Source organism: Mesorhizobium sp. M1252, from assembly GCF_040318265.1.
Classification (GTDB): Bacteria; Pseudomonadota; Alphaproteobacteria; order Rhizobiales; family Rhizobiaceae; genus Mesorhizobium.
Genome location: NZ_JAMYLX010000023.1, coordinates 14,341 through 36,464, shown reverse-complemented (window position 1 = coordinate 36,464; position 22,124 = coordinate 14,341). Strand labels below are relative to the sequence as shown.

Genomic DNA, 22,124 nt, shown 5'->3' with positions numbered 1-22,124 from the left:
AACCGTAAAGTTGGCGCATATGGGGTGAAACTTCCTCCAGCCACCCGACAACTGATTCTTCGGCAAACCCGGAGAAGATTAAAGCTCCTACTGCACCCGTTGATAAGCGGAAGTTACCCCCCTAACCTTGGAAGGCGGTACAGCTGTGGCATGACGCCAAACTTCGGCTATCCCCCGACGGCGGGACGCCGTTGCGGCCCCGCTCGCATGACGAACCCGCTCAGCCACGGCACCGATAGCTCACTTGATGACGTCGGTGCGTGTGACCGGGGCCACAACGGAGCCCCTGTCCTCCGAGGCAAATCGGTCCAGCACGTTGCGAGTCACGAGCGATACGGCATTGCTGTACCTATTGTACGAGAGACAGGAAGACCATGTAATCGAGCCTGTCGAGAACACCGCTCCGCCGTCGGGATACTCGAGCAGGGTGATGTCGGCCCTGACGTGCGGGGGGAGGATGCCACCGTCTCCGGTCGGCGCCCTCCAAACTCCCCCTTCATAGTAGTTCCAGAAAGACGAGAACCCGGTCGCCGTCGCCAGGATTAGTGTCCGAGCCGGCGACCCCAGCTCGTAATCAGCGCAATCAATCTCGAAGCCTGCTGCCCCGTAGCTGTTCACGAGCGCAGGGGTATCCCCGATCAGCTCGTCATCGCGCATGCCCTCAAAGACCCACGATGCCTGCGGCGTGAAGCTGTCGGGCTGGCGCTTGTACGGTCGCCCGTTGTCGGTGGAGGCGGCGGTGAAGCCGATCCCCAGCCAGCTGTGAGCCGGGATGCCACGGGATTTCCAGGCCCCTGCGCCACCGAACTCGCCCGTGCTGCTCAGGTGTGCTTCGCCCGGCTGGGTGTCGTACCAATGGCTCACCGGCCCGCGGCGAATCTCGACGCTCTGGCCGTTCTCCGGGTCCAACTGGGCGACGCAGTCCATGCCGTTGCCCGCGAGGTACATCAGCCGCCCGCCAGCGGAGAGGTAATCCTGCGTGGCGCGAATCATCTCGTGCGACCAGTACTCGCAATGCGAGCCCGTCAATACGACGCGATAAGGCTCTAGGAGCACCGCGCCCTGAGCGTGCAGCGCGTCGTCTGTGATCACATCGAACTCGTAGCCCTGCTCATGCAGCCAATCCACGAGGTGTAAGTCAGCGCCCAGCTGTTTCGGGGAGCCCTCGCCCTTGTCGAGCAGCGGCGCGCGGTAGTCGGGGCGCATTGTCAGCACTGGGCGTTTCCAAGAAGAATACGCGACCACCGAGCCGTCGCTGTGGAGGTTGTAGAGGCTGCGGAGTCGGTTCTCCACAATGTACTTATCGTGTTTTGTCGATGGATACGCCGTTTGCATGGATCCGCCGGCTCCTAGGCCGGAGAAGCCGGCGGACATGCCAGCCAACTCAACCTGGTTGTTGCCGTACGCGAGATAGCTGAACGTGGGTGCAAGGAGCGCGATCGTCGCCTTGGTCCGGCCACGTTTCGGAATCACGATGAACGGGACGTGGTCCTCCTCGCCCTCTGCTTGGAGGTGCGCAGCGTAGATCCCGCTCGGGAGGTCGTAGGGCACGGTCCATTTCATGGACGGCTCCCAGGCCGGGTCCTCGAGATCATCGTCATGGAAGTGGATCGCCCCGTACTGCGCCGGCGCGTGCTTCCAAGCCGTCTCGCTAGTGTTCCAGTTCCAGCCCGTCATGCCGCGCGTCGGCTTCTGGACCGTTCGGCCATGTAAGCCGCTGGCGGAGATGTCGGTGACCGCGCTCGAGCTGATATCGGCCGAGAAGTCCCACGCGGCCACGACGTCTCCCGAAACTGCTCCGCCCGCCTCCAGCACTGATAGCTCATCGTCGGTCAACGCCCGGTTGAACACAGTCGGCGAGTCAATTTTTCCGTTGTAGAAGTTGCTCACAATGCGTTCGTCGCCCTCTCGGACCTCTTCAGCGGCAATGAGGACGTCGCCGCCGGAAGCAAGCAACCCGGCCTTCAGCACGGTGACGTGGGCGGAATCCGCGAGTTCGCTGGCCGTCAAAGAAACCGGCTGCAGGCGCAGTCGCGCCTCCTCGGCCGCGGCGTCGTAGACGACCGCGACTGAGTACCACGTCTTCCGCTGCACAGCGCGGTCGAGAGTGACGAGCGGCTCAGCTTGCCCGTCGCGGTGTAGCGAGAGGCGTCCGCTCGCGATCCGCAATGCGTATCCTGAGCCGCATTCCGACACGCGCGAGATTAGCGTTTGGACCTCCTTATCGGACATAGTCGGCCAAATCCAGAGATGCATCGTGAAGCTCCCGCCCATGTCCAGCTGACCGTCATGCTTGATCCGGACAAAGGAGCCGGGACGAAGCACCTGGGGTCTTCCCTGATAGGTTCCGGTTAGCTCGCTGTCGACGGGCTCGACTTTGAACCCTGGGCCCGCCGGGTTGCGATCGCCATGGATCATTCGGACGATCGCCGCCTCGAACGTCTTCGATTGAGAGCTCACCATGAATGTCACCGTCTCGCCAGGGACGGCGCTCAGGTGGTCTACATAACCAACGATCTTCAAATCCATTCTCCTCATATAGATTCATTGCCATATTATTCGGCGCCAATGCCTGAGAAATGATATCAATAACTTAGCGTAGAAAACCGCCCGTCTATCCTGTCAATACGCAGGATTCCTGCGTTGGCCTCACGGGGGACGGACTGTCAAGCTTGACCCACGCTTCGGTTCAAGTCGCCGACCAGATCTCGCTCCTGGGCGATAAGCGATTTCAGGTGAGCATATTCAGTCGGCGCCTAGCCTCTCAGCGGGCGCACAGACCAGCCGGGCCCGATGTGCGCCACGTCCTGATCGACGACCCGGTATTAGGAAAACTCATTTCGTTCTCCCTCTGTTATTCCCGGGGCTCTATGGCGCAAGGAGTTCCGCTATCTTGCGTCTGCGTCGAACACGCTGCAGGACGTGCCAATGTTCATCCGGCATAGGAAGCCTGCGTTCGCTTTTTGCCGCCGCTCTGCGCTTCAGATTCGGCGGCGAGCGCCGGTGATCTCATGTTCGAGCCAACGCGCCTCTCGCTTAACGCGATTGCTATGAACGACTAGCGCAATGCGGCCATCTATGCAACAAATGTTGTATCGGGAAAGACAACGCATCGATCGTATTATGCGCGGTGTAGATGCTTACCGCGACCGTCGCTTTATTGTGTCTGTTACAGCGAGTCGCCACGACACCATCTACGGCTTCGCCGCAAGCAGTCCGGTTTGGACGAGGAGCGGTCTCGGCACTACCTCGGGGTCTTATTTCAAAATGAAGTACCTTTGCATGGGTGGCCCCTAACACGTCTACGCCTTCCAACGTCCGCCGCTCGGTTTGACAGTGTTGAAGCCGGGTCGTCGCGGAAAAAAGAGGCTGCCGTACACGCTCCACGGCAGCCAAGTCGCTCGAGAGGCGAATAGAAAGCCAAGGCCATCGATCGCGGAATCGATCTCCCGGGCGGGTAACGGATCAGATCCCTATCGCTTCATAGGCATCGGCGATCTGCCGGATTGATGCGACGTAGGCGGCGGTTCGGTAATCACCCAGTTCCGGTTTCTTTTCTATGAGGTCGGCAATGCGTGTCCAGGTGCTGCGCATGACGTCTTCCAGTCCGGAGCGAACGAGATCGATTTCCGCGCCGCCTTCAAGGAACTCGTCGCGGATATCGGCCGGGAATTCCTTGCCGGTCATGCGTTCGAGCGCCGCGGCAATCGTCTGGTTGCGTCGTTCGCGCCGACGCCGCTCCATCAGGCCGAAGGGAATATGCGTCAGGTTCTTGACCCACTCGAAGTAGCTGACGACCACGCCGCCGGCATTGACGTACAGATCGGGGAGGATGGTGATCCCACGGGTGCGGAGAACCTTGTCGGCCTCGAACGTCACCGGGCCGTTGGCAGCTTCGACGACGAAGTTTGCCTTAATGCGGTCTACATTCCCCGCATGGATCGCATTTTCCATCGCCGCTGGAATGAGAACATCGCATGGCTGCTCGATGCCCTGCATATCACCGGGAAACGATGTGGCGCCTTCGAAGCCGAGGATGGTGCCGGTTTTGATCTGGTGCTTTTTCAGTGCCTCAATCGCCAGACCATCGGCACTGGCGACATAGCCATCGCGTTCTGTAACGATCGTCACCCGAGCTCCGTCTTCTTCGGAGAGGAACTTTGCCGCATGGTAGCCGACATTGCCAAACCCCTGAACGATGATCGCAGCACCTTTCAGGTCGCGCTTGCCATTCAATCCCGGGGTTCGGGAATCGCGGAGATAACTCTGGATGGCAAACTGCACGCCCCTGCCCGTTGCTTCGGTCCGACCGGCAATACCGCCTTTCGACAGCGGTTTGCCCGTGACGCAGGCGCGCGCATTAATCACGTCTGTCGGATTGGCGCGGCGAAACTCGTCCATCATCCAGGCCATCTCCCGCTCGCCCGTGCCGATGTCGGGAGCCGGGACGTTGACGCCAGGACCGATTAGGCCGCGTTTGTTCAGTTCCTGGGTGAAGCGTCGGGTGATGCGCTCGAGTTCTTGCACCGTCCATTCGCGCGGGTCGATCTTCAGCGCGCCCTTCGAACCGCCAAACGGGACATCGACCAGCGAGCATTTAAGCGTCATCAGTGCCGCCAGCGCCTCGACCTCTTCCGCATCGGCATTCGATGCATAGCGAACGCCGCCTTTTACCGGCTCGCAGTGTTCGCTGTGGACCGATCGCCAGCCGATGAAGCTGTACATGCGGCCGCGCAGCCGAACACCGAAGCGAACGGTATAGGTCGAGTTGCACTGAATGATCCGTTCCGCCAAGCCCTCGGGTAGATCGAGAAAGGACATAGCATGGCGGAAGGTCTGGTCGACGCTTTCCAGAAAGCCTGCGGAACTAACCTGCATCACGCGCCTCTCACAGCTTGAGAAGCATTGTGTCGAGACTGACGTTTGCCGATCCGTATCGGTTGCTGTGATATTGCATGCACTTCGTGCTTCCTCCTAAGGATATTGATTGGGAGCCGACCACCGTCCGTCACTGGCAGCGGTCTGATAGCTGTTCAACTCGAGAGAACCCGATATTCGGCTTTGCGTGCGACGGCGCGTAAATCAGTGTGAACAGGCGACGCGCGGTGTCGTTGTTGATGTTCACTTTCGTTCATCGACTGGATCTAAGCAGCTCGGCCGCTTCGTTTTGAATGCCGCGCCGTCCCATATCGATCGCCTCCAGCCTCTCTGGCCCTAGCCGGCACATGGCGTCGTAGTAGCTTCCGCAGACGCGCGTGTAGTCTTGAGCAGTCGGCGGAAAGGGGTGAGCGACAGATAGTGGCTGACGACATGCACCCCGCTACCGTCGGCCACGTGCAACGCCAATCGTCCGTCGGCCGCCTCGATATTAAGACGATAGGGGCCGCCGTCATGGCCGATCGGTGTGAAGGTGTTGGATTCCAGAAGGTCGATGATCGCGAGCGCGACGCGTGCATCCCGGGTATGGAAAGAGCGGTCGAGTGCGACATCGCACAGACGGAACTCGGCGCCGGTCATGACATTGCCTTCGTTCACATCGCTTCCACGCACATGGCGACACCCATGCCGCCGCCGATGCAGAGCGTCGCCAATCCCTTCTTCGCGCCACGGCGCTTCATCTCGAACAGCAGCGTGTTGAGCACGCGCGCGCCGGAGGCGCCGATCGGATGGCCGATGGCAATCGCGCCGCCATTGACGTTGACGATCGAAGGATCCCAGCCGAGTTCCTTGTTGACCGCACAGGCCTGCGCCGCGAAAGCCTCGTTGGCCTCGACAAGTTCGACGTGACCGATCGCCCAGCCGGCCGTCGCAAGCGCCTTGCGCGAGGCTGGGATCGGCCCCGTGCCCATCACCTGCGGATCGACACCGGCGGTTGCCCAGGAAACGATACGGGCGAGCGGCTGGATGCCGCGCTTGGAGGCTTGGGCCTCCGTCATCAGCAGCGTGGCCGCAGCGCCGTCATTGAGGCCCGATGCGTTGCCTGCAGTAACGGTGCCTTCCTTGTCGAAGGCCGGGCGCAGCTTAGCAATCGAATCGAGTGTGGCGCCGTGACGGATATATTCGTCCTGGTCGACGGTGATGTCGCCCTTGCGGGTCTTGACCATGAAGGGAATGATCTCGTCGGCGAAGCGCCCAGCCCTCTGGGCAGCCTCGGCTTTGTTCTGCGAGGCAAGCGCAAACGCGTCCTGGTCTTCGCGGGAGAGTTGCCACTGGCGCGCGACATTCTCGGCGGTGATGCCCATGTGGTAGCCATAGAAGGCGTCGGTCAGCCCGTCCTTGATCATCGTGTCGATCATCTTGAAGTCGCCCATCTTCACGCCGCCACGCAAATGCGCGCAGTGCGGCGCCATCGACATCGACTCCATGCCGCCGGCAAAGATGATGTCAGCATCGCCGGTGGCAATCTGCTGCATGCCGAGCGCCACGGCGCGAAGGCCCGAACCGCAGAGTTGGTTCATGTTCCAAGCGGTCTTGTCCTGAGGGATTCCCGCCTTGATCGCCGCCTGACGCGCCGGGTTCTGGCCTTCGCCGGCCTGCAGCACCTGGCCGAGGATCACCTCGTCGACCTCACCCGCTTCGACGCCTGCGCGCTCGAGCACGCCCTTGATGACGGCGGCGCCGAGCTCATGCGCCGGCGTGTTGCCAAACGCACCGTTGAAGGATCCGACCGCAGTACGGGCGGCGCTGGCGATGACGATCGATGGGGTGCTCATAGGTAGTCTCCTCTACGGACCTGCGAAACCGGCAGAGACCGGCTCCAGCTTCTCGGCAATAAGCTCTCTTGCCTAGTTGACGATAGTCGCCTCGGTGGCGCTGCGGATCTCGACGTCGGTCACGCCGTCGGCAAGCTCGACCAGCTTCAGTCCGCCATCGACGACGTCGAGCACACCAAGATTGGTGATGATCCGATCGACGACGCTCTGTCCGGTGAGCGGGAGGGTGCAGGCTTTCAGCACCTTGGATTCGCCGGCCTTATTAGTGTGGTCCATGACGACGACCACCCGCTTAACGCCGGCAACCAGGTCCATGGCGCCACCCATGCCCTTGACGAGCTTGCCGGGGATCATCCAGTTGGCAAGGTCACCGTCCTCGGCCACTTCCATGGCGCCGAGGATTGCCATGGCGATCTTGCCGCCTCGGATCATCGCGAAGCTCTGCGCCGAGTCGAAGAAGGCCGAATGCGGCAATGCCGTTACTGTCTGCTTGCCCGCATTGATGAGATCTGCATCGATCTGGTCCTCAGTCGGAAACGGGCCGATGCCGAGCAAGCCATTCTCCGACTGCAGCGTCACATGGACGCCCTCTGGAATATAATTGGCAACCAGCGTCGGAATGCCGATGCCGAGGTTGACGTAGGTGCCGTCTTCGAGCTCGCGTGCGGCACGGGCTGCCATCTGGTTTCTGTCCCAGGCCATGTCTTTCTCCTTCCTTTACGCTGCTGCGCGCGTGGTACGTTGCTCGATGCGCTTCTCGTGCTGACCCTGGATCAGCCGTTGGACATAAATTCCCGGCAGATGGATATGGTCGGGATCGAGACTGCCGACCGGCACAATCTCCTCGACTTCCGCGACGCAGATTTTGCCGCAGGTGGCGGCCGGCGGATTGAAGTTGCGGGCCGTCTTGCGAAAGGTGAGATTACCCCAGGTGTCCGCCTTCCACGCCTTGACGATCGAAAGGTCGGCGACGATGCCGGTCTCAAGAACGTAGGGCTCCCCGTTAAAGGTCTTCGTCTCCTTGCCCTCGGCGACGACGGTGCCAACGCCGGTCTTTGTATAGAAACCGGCAATCCCGGCGCCGCCGGCGCGCATCCGCTCGGCAAGCGTCCCCTGCGGATTGAACTCGAGCTCGAGTTCGCCGCTCAGATACTGGCGCATGAACTCGGCATTTTCGCCGACATAGGACGAGATCATTTTCTTTATCTGTTTCGTCTTCAGCAGCACGCCGAGACCAAAGTCGTCGACACCGCAATTGTTCGAGGCGATAGTCAGATCCTTGGTGCCCGCCTCGCGGATCGCATCGATCAACAGTTCCGGAATGCCGCAGAGGCCAAATCCGCCTGCAGCAATGATCATGCCGTCGAACAAGAGGCCCTCAAGCGCTGACGTCGGATTGTCGAAAATTATGTTCATACTCCCCCCATTAGGTTAGTCTGTCGCAACGCCGAGGCGGTGCCTGATTTCATTCTCTTGGTTTCCGGGCGCGAGCGGCGGTTTGAAACTGCTGCGCGCGTCTTGTTCATCCGCGATTGATGCAAACGACCTTTGGCTGGGTCATTTCTTCGTAGGCGAAGCGCACGCCTTCTCTTCCCATGCTGCCATATTTGAAGCCGCCAAAGGGCATGGCGTCGAAGCGATAGTCGGACGAGTCGTTAATCATCACCCCGCCTGCCTCGATCCTGTGTGCTGCCTCAAGCGCAACATTGAGATCGTTGGTAAATATACCGGCATGCAGGCTGTAGTCCGGATCGTTGGCCATCGCGATCGCCTCATCAATCGTGTTAAAGGGCGCAAGCATAACAACGGGTGCGAACACTTCCTCATGCCACAGCGGGCAGGTCAGAGGCGTGCCCTCCAGTACCGTTGGATGATACAAAGATCCTTCGCGGTGGTGCCCGCAGAGCAGCTTGGCACCTAAGCTGATGGCCTCGTTGACTGCTGCTTCGGTGCGATCCGCAACGGGCTTTGAAATCATAGGGCCGACGTCGGTCTCCTCCTGCAGGGGATCACCGGCCTTGAGCTTCTTCGTGGCCGCAACAAAGGCATCGCGGAAGCGATCATAGAGTCCGGCCTGGATCAGGATACGCTGGGCGCCGATACAATTTTGACCAGCGGCCCAGAAGGCACCTGACACGCAGCCTGCGATTGCCTTGTCGAAGTTGCTGTCATTCATGACGATGACCGGGCCGTTGCCCCCGAGTTCCATGGCAAGCTTCTTGAGGCCAGCCGCGCGGGTGATAGCCTCGCCGGTGGCAAATCCGCCGGTAAAGGACACCATACGCACGTCACGTGCCGAGATCATGGCGGTGATCAACTCCCTGTCCCCGTGAGCGACAGTGATAACCTCCTTAGGCAAACCCGCCTCGCGAAGAGCTTCGAGGAGCCTGATTGCCGAAAACGGCGTCAAATTCGACGGTTTGAGCAACACCGCGTTGCCGCCGGCGATCGCAGGGCCGAGCTTGTGCGCGACCAGGTTCAATGGATCGTTGTATGGTGTGATGGCCGTGATGATACCGAGCGGCTCGCGCGTGAACCACCCCTGGCGCTGTTCCGATCCGGCATAGGCATCGAAGGGCACGATTTCGCCGGCATTGCGCTTCGCTTCTTCCGCCGAGAGCTTCAGCGTATTGACGCAACGAAGCACTTCCTTGCGCGCCTGAACAATCGTCTTTCCCGCTTCGCGAACTATGGTTTCGGCAAAAGCGTCCCGACGGCTTTCGACAATATGCGCGGTCCCTTCAAGAATGCCCGCACGCCGGCACCTGGGAAGCTCACGCGAAAGCTGGGCTCCGCGCCGAGCGCGTGTAAGCAGTTCACCGATTTCGCTTGCAAACGTCGCGTCGACTACACCTATGAGACTGCCATCATAGGGGCTGTAGACTGATATCGGCGCCAAACTAGCTGCTTTAATTTGAAATTTGGTAGCGGTCATTGCCAGCTTCCCTTCTTCGGCGAGGCGCCATCCTGCGCCATGGTTGAGATTGCCAAGCAGGTCAAAGACGCACGCTTGCCTTGTCCTCATTTTCAGTTGCTGTGACCTGATGATCTGAATCGACCGCAACGAGCCGTCATAAACCCGACCGCCACCGTTCGGCGGCTGCTCAGACCTTCCTGTCGTCCCGAACCAGCTCATCCATGACGGCGCGAACGGCCTTCTCAGCGATGGACACGATCTCGTCGACTTCCGACTTGGTGGTGACAAGCGGCGGGGCAAAGCCGAGGATGTCGCCATGCGGCATGGCGCGGGCGATCAGGCCGCGGTCGCGGGCGGCCTTCGAAACCCGCGCACCGACCTTCAGAGACGGATCAAAGCGCTTCTTATTCTCGCGGTCACCGACGAATTCGATGGCGCCCATCAGGCCGACCCCGCGCACTTCGCCAACGATCGGAAGATGAGCGAACTTCTCCTTAAGTTGCGCCTGGAAATAGGCGCCAACCTCGCGGGCATTATCTGGTAAGTTTTCCTTCTCAACAATGTCGAGTACGGCATTGGCTGCAGCCGCGCCGATAGGGTGGCCGGAATAGGTATAGCCGTGCGAGAAGGCACCGACCTTGCCCGCTCCATCTTCCAGCACCTTGTATACCTTCTCACCGATGATCGCGGCCGAGAGCGGGAAGTAGGCGGAGGTCAGGCCCTTGGCGACGGTGACGAGATCGGGCTCGATGCCATAGTGATGCGACCCGAACATGGAGCCGGTGCGGCCAAAGCCGGTGATCACTTCGTCAGCAATCAGGAGGACGTCATGCTTCTTCAGCACGGCCTGAATCGCTTCCCAATAGCCTTCCGGCGGCGGCGTGATGCCGCCGGTACCCAGGACCGGCTCGGCGATAAAGGCGCCGACATTATCCGGACCGAGGGTTTCGATCATCTCATTGAGCTCGGCAGCGCGGCGGGCGGAGAACTCGCGTTCCGTTTCGCCGGCATTGGCACCCCAGTAGTGGTGCGGCACGCCAGTATGAACGATCTGCGACAGCGGCAGGTCCATGTGGTCGTGGTAGAAGCTCATGCCCGTCATCGATCCGGAGACCACGCTGCAGCCATGGTAGCCGCGCTCACGCGAGATGATCTTCTTCTTAGTCGGCTTGCCGCGTAGGTTGTTATAGTACCAAACGAGCTTTGCCTGGGTCTCGTTGGCGTCCGAGCCGGACATTCCATAAAACACCTTGCTCATCTTGCCCGGAGCCATCTTCACCAGACGATCTGACAGGATCGCCAGCTCGTCGGTCGTATGCGCCGCATAAGAGTGATAGTATGCCAGACGATACGCCTGGCGCGAGATGGCTTCTGCAACCTCCCTGCGGCCATAACCGACGTTGACGCAGTAGAGGCCGGCAAAGCCGTCGATTAGCTGGTTGCCGTGTGCGTCCTGGATGCGGATCCCCATCCCCATCTCGACGATTGTCGGTTCGCCGAGCTTGCCGGTCGCAAAGTCCTTCAGCTGCGTGAAAGGATGCAGGACCGTATTGCGATCCTTCTCGCTGATGTCTTTGATGTTAATGCTCATAGTCATTTCCTTTGAGGCTGCGATACTTTGGATCCCGATCCATTTCGGACTAGGTTTCACCGCGAGGAGGCGAGAAAAATCGGCCCTGAGTAAAAATAGTTGAAAGCCTCAGGCGATTCCGGCGTTTCTCGGTGGCGAAAGGCGTGATCCTGCAATTAGAGGCCTCTAAACGCACGATTTCTCGCGATCCAGCAATTCGAGCTGATACTTCAGAGCCTAAGATCTGCACCGGGCTCAGTCCTTGCGAAGTGCCGCAGTCAACCTTGCGGGTATCAGTCTTTGTAAGTTGGGGCTTCAATGGCGCTCATAAAGCTAGTGATTGGCGCCGAGGATGGATTTTGGTTGTCGATGATGCTGCGGAGGGCCCGGCGGATGAGATTCCCGGACAGACGCCGTTGGCGGGGTGTACTTAGATTGCCCCCGCGGCCGGCCTGCACTGTAGCGCCTACTGATACAGGTGTCGCACGTTTGGTTAGCTCGCTCCCTAGAATGCTTCGCATGACGGACGACGGTCGACGCCCCAAAGCGCGGTCGCGTGACATCTGGGCGGCCTATCAGCCCAGCAGTCGCCGGCCGACGAGACGGCTCTGGCGCGAGGGATTGATCGAGCAACACATGCTCGCCCGGACCCTCGTCTGCCGCTTCCGTCTCGCATGGATGGATATGCCTGATTTTGCCGTGTCTTCTGGGCAGCCGGGTGCGTAACGAAAGACGCATGCCCGGTTCGGGGAGAGGCGGTGAGAAACCGGTCGCTGCAAGGCGGCGCGGCGCTTACCGCCTACTCAACTGTCGATGAAAGAGACGGCGGTTTCTATTCGACGTGAAGGCAAGCGCGTTTGGCGCGGAAAGTGTGCATCCGATCCAAAGATGATTGCCGAGCTTGTCCGCAAGCGTGCACCGTCCGCCAAGCGCGTATGTTCGAAACCGGCCCTCTATCCGTATGGTTCTATCACGGGCTGGGTGAAGAGGGTTTGCCGGCGATCTGCATCGATGCTCGTCATGCCAAAGCAGCGTCCGACATGGCCGCGAACGATGCCAATGGTTTGGCGCATCACGCAGAAATCGGGTTCTTTCGTGAGGTGCGCTTGAAGGGGTTCGACAGCATGCTGACGCGCACGCTCGTGGCGGCACGCACCAGGCTGGACAGGGTCGCCACCGAACTCTCAAATCAGATCCGCGGCATCATGAAGACGTTCGGATTGCTGGTGCCCGCGGGCAAGGGAAGCACGTTCGAGAAGAATGTCCGCAGTCCACTCATCGATCGGGACGGGCTCGCTCCTATCGTGTTGCCGATGCTGGAAGCTTGGCGCAGCATGCGCATAAGGGCTGCTGAACTCGGGCGCCAGCTTGTTGCGGCCGCGCGCCAAAGCGGAGCATGTCAGATCCTCCATGTCGATTCCCGGCGTCGGCGCGAACACCGCAACCTCTTTCGCGACCGCCATTGAGGATCCTGACAACTTCAAGAAATCTCGCTCTGTCGGCGCTTGGCTCGGCCTGACGACCCGGCGGTATCAATCGGGAGAAGTCGACTATGATGGCCACATATCCCGACGTGGCGATCGTCATTTGCGAGGGCTTCTCTACGAAGCGGCGACAGTCATCCTGACCCGCAGCTCGGCCGACAGCAGCCTGCGGACATGGGCCTCAGACTCAGGGAGCGGGTAGGCTTCAAACGAGCCGCCGTTGCCGTAGCACGAAAACTGGCGGTGACAATGCATGCTATGCTCAAAACTGGCGAGTACTTCGATCGGACCGCCGCAGCGATAGCGTGATCACTTACGAATAGCGTTCAGTCTCTGAGCGCGCCGAGGCGTCCCTGCCGGGACGTGCGCAGAGCCATTTCGCTTGATGGGGTGCACCGCTGGCTCAGCATAGTGCGTCGTCCACATTTGAAGGCCGTCCCGCGAAGCTCCATCATGCGGCGACCTATGTCGACCGCGAAGACGACCCTGCACCCGGCATACGCGTGTCAGGAATTGCAAAGGTGCATGACTCTGGCACCACGATTAGACGCCCCATCATCCATGCAAGGCGCGGCGAATGCGCCAAACGCCATTGGGGCGTCCTTGGGACGACGCGGGCGAGATCCTGATCGTGGTGCCCAGCCAATATAAAGACCGAATAAATGTTCGGATGTGGGAAGTCGCTGCCGTGCGGGCGCCCGAGGTCGGCGATAGGGACGGCCGATGCTCGACAGGAGCGAGGACGTGCTCAGCCGTCAACGCCTCGAGGTCTTGGCCGGGATGGTGATGGCGGAACCGATCCAGAAAGCGGCTGCCGCCCGGAAGAACGCCTTCGCGGGTCTTCGGCTCCAGGCCCCGCACCCTGCGCAGATGTGCGAAAAGGAATAAGCGGAGCATCCGGGGCAGCATCTACACTGGGAACGGAAGCAATGAACGTTCCGGAGCCACTCGCAGTGCGTGTCCCAGCGCCGACACTGCTCCAATGCGTGGAGAACCCGTCGTAAACGTGCACAAATGACTATGGACGACATCTTGATGGATCGGCATCGGACCACAGTAGGCGGCGTGAATCAACTGACCGTTACCTGGTTTTCGGTGATGGCACCGAGGTGGCGTCGCGCCCACCGGAACGCTTGGGCGAAACAAGCCGATCCAGGTCATCAACTGCTGGGTCGTCAAAGGGGCCGAGCTCGCCGACTTCGGCGACTTGGCCGCAGCTGCGCACGGTCCGCAAGGGGTGAACGAGCGGGGCAGCGGCAGCCTGCCACTGGGACGACCACCGCTTGCTCGAGGCGCTTGCAACGGGCCTGCGTTTACTCCGGCGAAGACACTCGCCGAAGACGAGCTGTTGGGCGCGGGGGCAAGGTCTGCTCCCTCCGCTTGCCTCCATGAATGCGATCTCTTCCGGGCGTACTATTCGCGAGCCGCACCGATCACCTGCGGCAGCGCCCGCTACCATCACCGAATGGCGCGACGGTCATCGAGCGCGTGATGGCCTGGTCGCGACTATAGGCCGAACGCGCCGGCCGCTTTACGGGAACGATCACGGCCTTCAAACTTATGCTCGCCAATCCCGCCTGCCTGGCGCACCTCGGCGACGTCGATGTGGAAGTAGCCGATCGGATAGCACCGTTAGCCTACCAAAAGTAGTGTGTCATGTGCGTTTCCTGGCTTGACTCGTGGAATTTAGATTTTGCCGCGAGTACAGTGACAGGCCAGCGCTCCGCTAAGATGGAAGGTTCCGGTCGCGATTCGACGCGTGTTCGGCCTTGGGGATGCCGATTCCGAAATAACGCGTGTGGGCGACATCGAGGATGCGATTAATCAAGCCCGAGAAGCTGTATCCGGCGGTCCTCGCGGCGAGGACATAAGACAAACCCATACCAAGTGCCGGCATGTTGTTGATCTCTAAGACAAACGGCTGGCCGGAGCGGTCGATCCGTAGGTCGACGCGGGCGTAATCCCGGCACTGGCAGGCACGGAAGGTCGCTACCGAAATATCCCGCAGCACCGTCGCAAGCTTACTCCCGATTTGGGCCGGGCAAATCCTCCGCGGCGGCGCTTCCCGAACCAGAAGACGCGTTTCGCGGTCGCCAAAGTCGTACTCCACCAGAGGCAACACCTCGAGCTCTCCATTTCCAAGCAGTGCGACGGTAATTTCTCGCCCCTCGATGTATTCTTCCACGAGTGCATCCTGAGCATACTGCGTTACGATCACTTCTACAGCCTGTCTCAACTGAGCGGGTTCATGAACGAGCTGCAATCCGAAACTGGCGTATTCATGACACGGCTTCACTACCACTGGGAATCGCAGGTCGCCGGTACTCTCGGTGCCGCGACGCATCACGCGAAAGTTCGGCGTCGGCACGCCGCGATCGCGGATGAGCCTCTTGCTGATGACCTTGTCGAGCGCCAGTCCGTGCCCGAGTGGGCTCGGTCCTGTGCATGGGACGCCAGCCATCTCAAGCATTGCCGAAACGTGGGCTTCACGGCACTCACCCTGAATTCCCCACGCCAAGTTGAAGACGATTCCCGAGGGACGGCCTTGCGGATCGGGTGGCATGAATCGCTCTAGCACAGCGAGCAGTCCTTTATCGCCTTCGCACAGCAGCGTCTGATGGCCGCCCTGTTGCAGTGCCTTCACCACGCCTTCGACCTCCTCGCGGTCGACGAACTCCGGACTAGGCTGTCCAAACCGGTTGATCACGCCCGTGTTATCTTGGTTCCATACGACGGCTACCCGCATCAGCTACTCCCTGAATGTTTGCGCGCCTTCAGGTTCATCGCGCGCACTTGGTTGATCGACGGGAACAACTCGTCTGGATCCCGCGACCTAACCGTGCCCCTTGCAATCGACGTGCCACCGAAGAGGCTGTGCGAGCAAAGGAGAACCCCATTTCGTGCCGCGCCGGCGGGATACGTGCGCGTCAGTGTGTCGGATTTCGAACATAGTCGCCTTCAAAAGGACACGTCTGAATACGAAAAGAATGGGCCCTGTTTTTGTCACTCGACCGGACGGCCGACGGCGGCCGACAACACCGCAGGTCTTCGGCACTGCGTGGAATCCGTCGAGGGACCGCAGTAGTCGACCAGCTTGCGGCGCTCGTCCTCGAACACCTCCCAGATCGTCCGCTCGGGATGCCGGTGCGCCTTGGTGTGGGCGACACATTTGGCGAGCAGCCAAGCGTTCAGCTCCTCGTAACTGCTAAAGGGCAGGCGCGGCGTGAAGAAGCGCTCGCGCACCAACCCGACCTAGTTCTCAAACCTGCCCTTCTCCCAGCCCGACGCCGGGTGCAGGCGACCGGCTCGATGAGATAGTGGCTACACATCTGCAGGGTGCGGCGCTTGTATAGTCCTTGTCCACGAAGACCGTCTCTACCGACGCATGTTGTCGTAGATGCCGCGCGTGCAGGCGCCCGGGAAGAATTGCCCGATCGTGGGGGTCGAACACCATCCCCTGCGTCTCTCGCGCGGATAGGCACGCACATACATCATCCGGCTGTGGAAGAGCCGGACATGGGCGACCTTCACGGTCACCGTCACGCCGTTCAGGAGGTCGACCTCGTGGCTCCAGTCAACCTGCTAGGCATCGCCCGGCGGGAAAAACAGTGGCACATCGGTTTCCGCAGAAGAACCGATCCTTGTGCCTGCATCCACCGCTTCGCGTGGCGCCGAACGGCATCGTAGCTGGACACTTCGAAAACCTCGCAATCGGAAACGCATTTTGATTCACTTCGCCTGGTGATTTGCTCGGCTGAATATTCCTGTCCAGAGGCTTCATCCACGGAAATATCAGAATGTGTTCACCACGCCGCACGGCATTCATTACAGGTATCACCGGCCAGGACGACGCCTTGCTTGCCGAACTGCTGCTTTCGAAGGGGTACACGGTGCTTGGCCTGAAGCGGCGAGCCTCATTGATCGGGAATTCCTAGAGCACGTCCTGTTTAATCTGGGTCATATCCGGCGGCCTGGAAGTAGTTGGCGCATTCGGCTGGCGTGAACTGATCAAGGAGCGAGCCGACGGCGTCCCACAGAGCCGTGATGGTTCTCTCGGCCTGGGCGCGTAAGAGCGCCTTGAGTTTTGAGAAGGCGTTCTCGATGGGATTGAAGTCGGGGCTGTAGGGCGGCAGGAATATGAGCTTTGCGCCGACGGTCTCGATCGCGCTCCGAACGCCTGCCGCCTTGTGGGCAGGCAGGTTGTCCATCACGACGATGTCGCCCTCCGACAGGGTCGGGACCAGCACCTGCTCGACATAGGCCAGGAATACGTTGCCGTTCATGGCTGCCATCGTAGACGAACGGGGCGGTCATGCCCGTCAGCCGCAGTGCGCCGGTGAAAGTGGTGGTTTTCCAATGGCCGTGCGGCACGCCCGCCCGGCAGCGCTCACCGCATGGCGCACGGCCCCGCAGCCGGGCCATCTTGGTCGATAATCCAGTTTCATCAATGAACACCAGCTTTTCCGGATCGAGATCGAGTTGGCCGTCGAACCACGCGCGACGGCGCTTCAGGATGTCGGGGCGATCCTGCTCCAGTGCATGTGCGGACTTTTTTTGAATGTCCAGTGCCGGCCAAGCCAGGCGCTTAAGGCGCTGCGACTGATCCGAGCTGATCGCTCGACCGCCAGCCGTTCCACCATCTCGTTCAGCGTGCATCGAGGCTGGACGCGCGTCGGCGGCCTTGCCGCCTCGGCCCCAGTTCGCCGATCTTTGCCCGAGCGATCCAACGGATCGCGCTCGATATGCCGACCCCGAACCGCGCCGCAGCCTGCCGCGCCGACATGCCGGCGTCCGAGGCCTTCAGGACGCGGGACCGAAGATCTTCGCTCAGTGCTCTTCCCATCATCCACCTCATGAAAGTGGATGTTGAATCACACCGCCAACGCCCTCGGTCACATCACAATCGATTCATCGATCTAAGGACGTGCTCTAGCGCATCGACCACCTCTATCAAGATCCTCATGAGGACCATCCCGACATGGTCCTCATTACGGGGACATGACGGATGCGACACACCTGATCCGTCTCTTGCAGGACACCCAGCCTGCCGAAATCTACAATCTCGCTGCGCAAAGCCACGTGCAAGTCTCTTTCGAGACCACGAATATACGGCCAATGGCGAACGCTCTCGGCGCACTGCGGCTGCTGCAAGCGATCCGCATTCTTCGCCTCAAGGACAAAACGCGGTTTTACCAAGCCTCCACATCCGAACTCTTCGGTTTGGCCCAGGGTGTCCCGCAGGGGGAGACTACCCCATTTTATCCACGCTCGCCCTATGCGGTGGCGAAGCTCTATGCCTACTGGATCACCGTGAGCTACCGCGAGGCATACGGGCTCTATACCAGGAGGGGATACAGTTCAATCACGAAGCGCCTAAGCGCTCACTACGATTCAGCCAGCATCTTGAATGACAAATCGGACCGAAAGAAAGCCGATCCGATTCAAACCGTGAGTCGCTCAAGGAGTTAGGTATAAACGGGATGATTCTACTCCTATGAACCGACAAATTTTGAAAACAACCCTATCTTTCGAGGGAACTGCCCAGGATTTTGTTGAGAAAGGTATGGTGCGCAGAATCCCGAAACGAGCATCGGATGATCGCGAGGCAACTTGGAGAAGCCTCCAGGTACACCTCGGCAATTTTTCGAGGAACAAAGACATACTTGTACCGCGATCGATTCGAACTCAGAGGTAGCGTAGTCCCAGGTTACTTCGCCGCCCGACGAGATCTGGTTGATAGCCATGAAGTCGTAGGCTCCGAAGCGGTTAGACACGATCGCTGAATTTGGATCACAAGAATGATTCATAAGCGAAGCCGGCTGCTGAAAGAGAGCATGGACATTCCAGTCCAGTTGAATCGAGTACGCCGTCCGACTCTTTTCCATGCGGTCAATTAACCCAACGACGACAATCTCCCCCGGCAGGAAATCGCGAGCAGCGAATACGCCGTGTCCCCTATCGTCACCCGTGTTGAGCACTCTTACGTTCCGGGCATTGAGTTCCCTTGCGCAGGCGATATCATCTGTCAAAAGGGATAGATTTTTGTTTATGCGTGGCGTTGGCATAGCAGTTTCTTCCTTTCGAAGGCTGAGGACTGTGGAACGCAGCCTTACCTGCGCAGGGATATACAAAGAAATCTTCGTCGTTTTTTCCGGAGCTTCATTCACTGAAATCCACAGTGCCAGTCGGCAGTTCTCGTCTTGCACCGGATCAAAAATCATGCCAATTTGACTGATCATACCGAGGAAGAAACTTTGCAATTGCTTTTCAGCTATTTAATCTGCGCAAAACAAGAGATTAGCTAGATATACGGGTCGCGGAACCCAACAAACCCGACACTAGATGTCGAATTGCGCTCATTGAGACCGCTGTGCGCTGAGTGGGAGGCCGAGAGACGTGAGGGCAGCGAGTCTAAGGCGATTTGAACGGGAGACCAAGCAGGGACGTCTAGCTAAGCTCGTTCCAGCCTGCCATGATCAGAGCGGTTCGCACATTGAGCGCAAGTCGGCACCCCACCATGACAAACGCCCTGCCTTTTCCAGATACATTCTCAACGAGTTGGTTATCTAACCGAAATGCGCGGTCGACGCCGCTTGCCTTCGCGCCAATGGTTTCGCAGTAGACTTGTCGCAAACTAAACTGTGGTCCCGGCGCGCGTTCAGCACGGCCAACAGCCGCTGAGCTGCCGATTGCAACGTCACCCTGCAGCCCTCGCAAGATTTGAAGGCGCACGCACTCAAACCCAAGAGGAGACAGCGCCAGAACCGTTGAGATCACGGAGAGTGCCGATGGCGGCTGTCCTAGCCTGAATATCTCAAAGTGAGGGGTGCATCGGCCCCGAGAATCTGAGAAACTGCTTTTGCAACAAAGAGTTATCAGATCCAAGGACGGGGTCCGATGCAAACACACTGTATCTCTGACCAGCTCGAATTTGAAGGCTTCGAGGCCCACAAAGTTGTCGCCGGTTTCGACGGCGGGCGATCACCTCGGATGCCGGCGCCTTGCTGCTTCGCCACGCCGACGGGGCTATCGGCCTTTTCGACCCGGTGGCCGCTTGCTTCATCGACCACCGCGATCCGGATTGCACGGTGCACAGTGTCCAGACGCTGGTCGGACAGCGCATCGCGGCAATCGCGCTCGGTTACGAGGACGTCGACGATCACGATACGCTTCGCCACGACCCGGTGCTGGCGCTCTTGTCGGAAAGCCTGACGCCGAAGCGGTCCGATTGCGGCGTCCTTGCCGGCAAGTCGACGCTGAACCGGCTGGCCCTATTCGTGGATCTGTTCCTGGAAGCCCATGACAAGCCGCCAGGCGAGATCGTGCTCGATCTCGACGCCACCGATGATCCGCTGCACGGCCAGCAGGAAGGCCGCTTCTTCCACGGCTACTACAGCTGCTATTGCTACCTGCCGCTCTACGTCTTCTGCGGCCGGCATCTGCTGGCGGCAAAGCTCAGGCGTTCCAACATCGACGCCAGCAAGGGAGCGGTCGAGGGTTGCGCGGATCGTGACCCAGATCCGCAGGTCGTGGCCCCGGGTCCGCATCATCCTGCGCGCCGATTCCGGCTTTGCCCGCGAGGCGCTGATGGCCTGGTGCGAGCAAAACCGCGTCGACTATGTCTTCGGGATCGCCCGCAACGAGCGGCTGGAAACGAAGATCGCCCCGGCCTTGGCGGAAGCCTGCCAGTCTTGCAGGGCAAGCGGCCAGGCCGCCCGTGTCTTCCGCGACTTCCTGTGGTCGACTTTAGACAGCTGGTCACGCCGAAGACGGGTCGTCGCCAAGGCCGAGTGGACGACGCTGGGCGCCAATCCGCGCTTCATCGTGACGTCCCTCAAGCCAGAGCGCTCGGCGGCACGGGCGCTTTACGAGGATCTCTACTGCGCACGCGGCGACATGGAGAAGTGCCAGCTCGACCTCTACGCCGATCGCACGAGCGCCCACACCATGCGCGCCAATCAATTGCGGCTCTGGTTCGCCTCGTTTGCCTATGTCCTGATCTGCGCCTTGCGTCGCCTCGGTCTCGCCCACACCCGGCTTGCCGAGGCCACCTGCGACACGATCAGGCTGAAGCTGCTGAAGATCGGTGCGCAGGTCCGCGTCTCGGTGCGCCCGCATCAAGGTCGCGATGGCTCCGGCGTGTCCCTATGCCGACGATTTCGCACTGGCACACGCCCGAATACCCGATGACGCCGCAGGACCCGAACCCTTCCCGCCAACAACAGAGGATACATTGCACAAGCTCAAATCGCCGCACGCACGCGGCGCAGATTGCGCTCGTCTTCGGGATCGGGGCCCGATGCCAGCGCCTGGCCAGGCCAAAACACCGCCTAACGCCAGATGCGGTGAGAAAAGCGGGCTAGACGCGCGAGATTCGCGCTCTCGGTCATGACGCGAGGATGATTTCAGCTCGTAGGTGAAGCTCTATCTCGCTCGGCCAACGAACGACGCTGCGGACGCAGCAGCGATTTGCGAAGCGGTCACACGACCAGCGATTCGTCCCTCCCATCAAGTCGCTGGCCCAACAGGCGGAGCGGGTTGTCCACCGCACACCCGGCCGACCGGTGCGGACGCATTCCTCGATCATTATCGAGCTCAGCGATCCGTCTCAACGCTTGGCCGGGAATCGGCGCGCGACAGGCCGCTGCCAGTTCATAAAAGCGCCACTGCTCGACGTGGGCACAAGAGCGCAGTATCTAGAGTTGTGCGGCGGAGGGGCCGGATACCAGCAGAAAAGGTGACGGTGCTTTTCGACATAAATCAGAGCGACTGAAGGAAGGAAAGCAGGTCTGTTTTGGGCTTCCATGGCTTGGCCTGTACGGGCTCGATGCATATTTGCCGAAGGTTTGCAGTGCACCGCGCTTCATCTTGAGATTGGCGGCGATGTGGCGGCTCTTGGCTGCAATGCTGGCGTGGCCAAGATAGCGGGTTACCGTCACGTCGGTGCCCAACTAGCAACGCGAGGGGGCAACTGTGCCGAGAAAGACCTGCGGCGTCATGCGATTGCGTGCCAGGGTCGGGCCGATCTTGGCCTGCTGCTGAGGCGTGCTGGCCAGGATGTAGGCCGCGCCGTCGCGGGTAAGGGGCTGACCGTGATGGTTGACGAATCCATGCCGCTGATTCTCAGCGGTCGTGCCGTGGAGGCGGCGCAATCCATCGGTCGTTTGAGGCCATACAGGCACAACCCGTTCCTTGCGACCCTGCCCGCAGACGGACTTTGTGGCGGGATCAGTTGTAAAGCATCCCGCACATGCCGGTCACCTCGCTGATCGGGCCAGGCCCTGGCGGGGTCCGTCGATCGGGTGGCATCGATGATGGCCCGATGTCCTTCGAGGTAGCAGGCGGGTTGCATCCGCGCCCGTCGCTTCAATGACAGCGCCAGGACCTGTGTATAGCGGAGCATCAGCGAGGCCATCTCGCGGGCGTTGACCTGCATGTTA

The 22,124-nt window shown here is 60.2% G+C and carries 10 protein-coding genes and 8 pseudogenes; 6 read left to right on the top strand and 12 right to left on the bottom strand.

What is annotated here, in order from left to right; genetic code table 11:
* Nucleotides 1-240: 240 nt before the first annotated feature.
* The 8 genes and pseudogenes from NKH22_RS28885 to NKH22_RS28850 form a co-directional block, all read right to left on the bottom strand.
* The gene (locus tag NKH22_RS28885; protein ID WP_352912005.1) at nucleotides 241-2,523 is read right to left on the bottom strand and encodes a N,N-dimethylformamidase beta subunit family domain-containing protein; all 2,283 of its coding nucleotides are present in this window, start codon (nucleotides 2,521-2,523) and stop codon (nucleotides 241-243) included.
* A 942-nt stretch (nucleotides 2,524-3,465) separates the two neighbouring features.
* The gene (locus NKH22_RS28880) at nucleotides 3,466-4,878 is read right to left on the bottom strand and encodes a Glu/Leu/Phe/Val family dehydrogenase (protein WP_502908612.1); all 1,413 of its coding nucleotides are present in this window, start codon (nucleotides 4,876-4,878) and stop codon (nucleotides 3,466-3,468) included.
* A 253-nt stretch (nucleotides 4,879-5,131) separates the two neighbouring features.
* Nucleotides 5,132-5,517, bottom strand: a pseudogene (locus NKH22_RS28875) (UPF0262 family protein).
* Between the two features lie 14 nt (nucleotides 5,518-5,531).
* Nucleotides 5,532-6,713, bottom strand: coding sequence for an acetyl-CoA C-acetyltransferase (locus NKH22_RS28870; RefSeq protein ID WP_352912003.1), 1,182 nt, complete (start codon nucleotides 6,711-6,713; stop codon nucleotides 5,532-5,534).
* 72 nt (nucleotides 6,714-6,785) lie between these two features.
* Nucleotides 6,786-7,415 (bottom strand): 3-oxoacid CoA-transferase subunit B, encoded by a 630-nt coding sequence (locus tag NKH22_RS28865; RefSeq protein WP_352912000.1) that lies wholly within the window; start codon nucleotides 7,413-7,415, stop codon nucleotides 6,786-6,788.
* 15 nt (nucleotides 7,416-7,430) lie between these two features.
* Nucleotides 7,431-8,129 carry a CoA transferase subunit A gene (locus tag NKH22_RS28860; protein ID WP_352911997.1) on the bottom strand — a complete coding sequence of 233 codons (699 nt, stop codon included), beginning with the start codon at nucleotides 8,127-8,129 and terminating at the stop codon, nucleotides 7,431-7,433.
* Between the two features lie 106 nt (nucleotides 8,130-8,235).
* Nucleotides 8,236-9,648 (bottom strand): aldehyde dehydrogenase family protein, encoded by a 1,413-nt coding sequence (locus NKH22_RS28855; RefSeq protein WP_352912077.1) that lies wholly within the window; start codon nucleotides 9,646-9,648, stop codon nucleotides 8,236-8,238.
* A gap of 169 nt (nucleotides 9,649-9,817) precedes the next feature.
* Complete coding sequence (locus NKH22_RS28850) at nucleotides 9,818-11,221, bottom strand: aspartate aminotransferase family protein (protein ID WP_352912075.1); 1,404 nt, start codon at nucleotides 11,219-11,221, stop codon at nucleotides 9,818-9,820.
* 792 nt (nucleotides 11,222-12,013) lie between these two features.
* On the opposite strand from NKH22_RS28850, the pseudogene NKH22_RS28845 reads away from it, so the two are divergent.
* Together NKH22_RS28845 and NKH22_RS28840 are read left to right on the top strand one after the other, a co-directional pair.
* Nucleotides 12,014-12,993: pseudogene (locus tag NKH22_RS28845) on the top strand (IS110 family RNA-guided transposase).
* Nucleotides 12,994-13,407: 414 nt separating this feature from the next.
* Nucleotides 13,408-13,572 carry a hypothetical protein gene (locus tag NKH22_RS28840; protein ID WP_352911994.1) on the top strand — a complete coding sequence of 55 codons (165 nt, stop codon included), beginning with the start codon at nucleotides 13,408-13,410 and terminating at the stop codon, nucleotides 13,570-13,572.
* A gap of 838 nt (nucleotides 13,573-14,410) precedes the next feature.
* Here the strand turns inward: NKH22_RS28840 and NKH22_RS28835 are convergent.
* A complete protein-coding gene (locus tag NKH22_RS28835; RefSeq protein ID WP_352911991.1) occupies nucleotides 14,411-15,430 on the bottom strand; it encodes a D-alanine--D-alanine ligase family protein in 1,020 nt (339 codons plus the stop codon).
* A 294-nt stretch (nucleotides 15,431-15,724) separates the two neighbouring features.
* Nucleotides 15,725-16,370: pseudogene (gene istA, locus NKH22_RS28830) on the bottom strand (IS21 family transposase); the annotation flags it as partial.
* A 111-nt stretch (nucleotides 16,371-16,481) separates the two neighbouring features.
* Between istA and NKH22_RS28825 the strand changes: the two are divergent.
* A pseudogene (locus NKH22_RS28825) lies at nucleotides 16,482-16,601 on the top strand (GDP-mannose 4,6-dehydratase); the annotation flags it as partial.
* A gap of 30 nt (nucleotides 16,602-16,631) precedes the next feature.
* On the opposite strand, the pseudogene NKH22_RS28820 reads toward NKH22_RS28825, so the two are convergent.
* Nucleotides 16,632-17,527 (bottom strand): annotated as a pseudogene (locus tag NKH22_RS28820) (IS630 family transposase).
* Between the two features lie 90 nt (nucleotides 17,528-17,617).
* On the opposite strand from NKH22_RS28820, the pseudogene NKH22_RS28815 reads away from it, so the two are divergent.
* A pseudogene (locus NKH22_RS28815) lies at nucleotides 17,618-18,077 on the top strand (GDP-mannose 4,6-dehydratase); the annotation flags it as partial.
* Between the two features lie 99 nt (nucleotides 18,078-18,176).
* Here NKH22_RS28815 and NKH22_RS28810 read toward each other — a convergent pair.
* Nucleotides 18,177-18,944 (bottom strand): SET domain-containing protein-lysine N-methyltransferase, encoded by a 768-nt coding sequence (locus tag NKH22_RS28810; RefSeq protein WP_352911988.1) that lies wholly within the window; start codon nucleotides 18,942-18,944, stop codon nucleotides 18,177-18,179.
* Nucleotides 18,945-19,581: 637 nt separating this feature from the next.
* Here NKH22_RS28810 and NKH22_RS28805 point away from each other — a divergent pair.
* Nucleotides 19,582-20,866: pseudogene (locus NKH22_RS28805) on the top strand (IS1380 family transposase); the annotation flags it as partial.
* A gap of 252 nt (nucleotides 20,867-21,118) precedes the next feature.
* Nucleotides 21,119-21,236 (top strand): annotated as a pseudogene (locus NKH22_RS31585) (IS110 family transposase); the annotation flags it as partial.
* Nucleotides 21,237-22,124 lie beyond the last annotated feature (888 nt).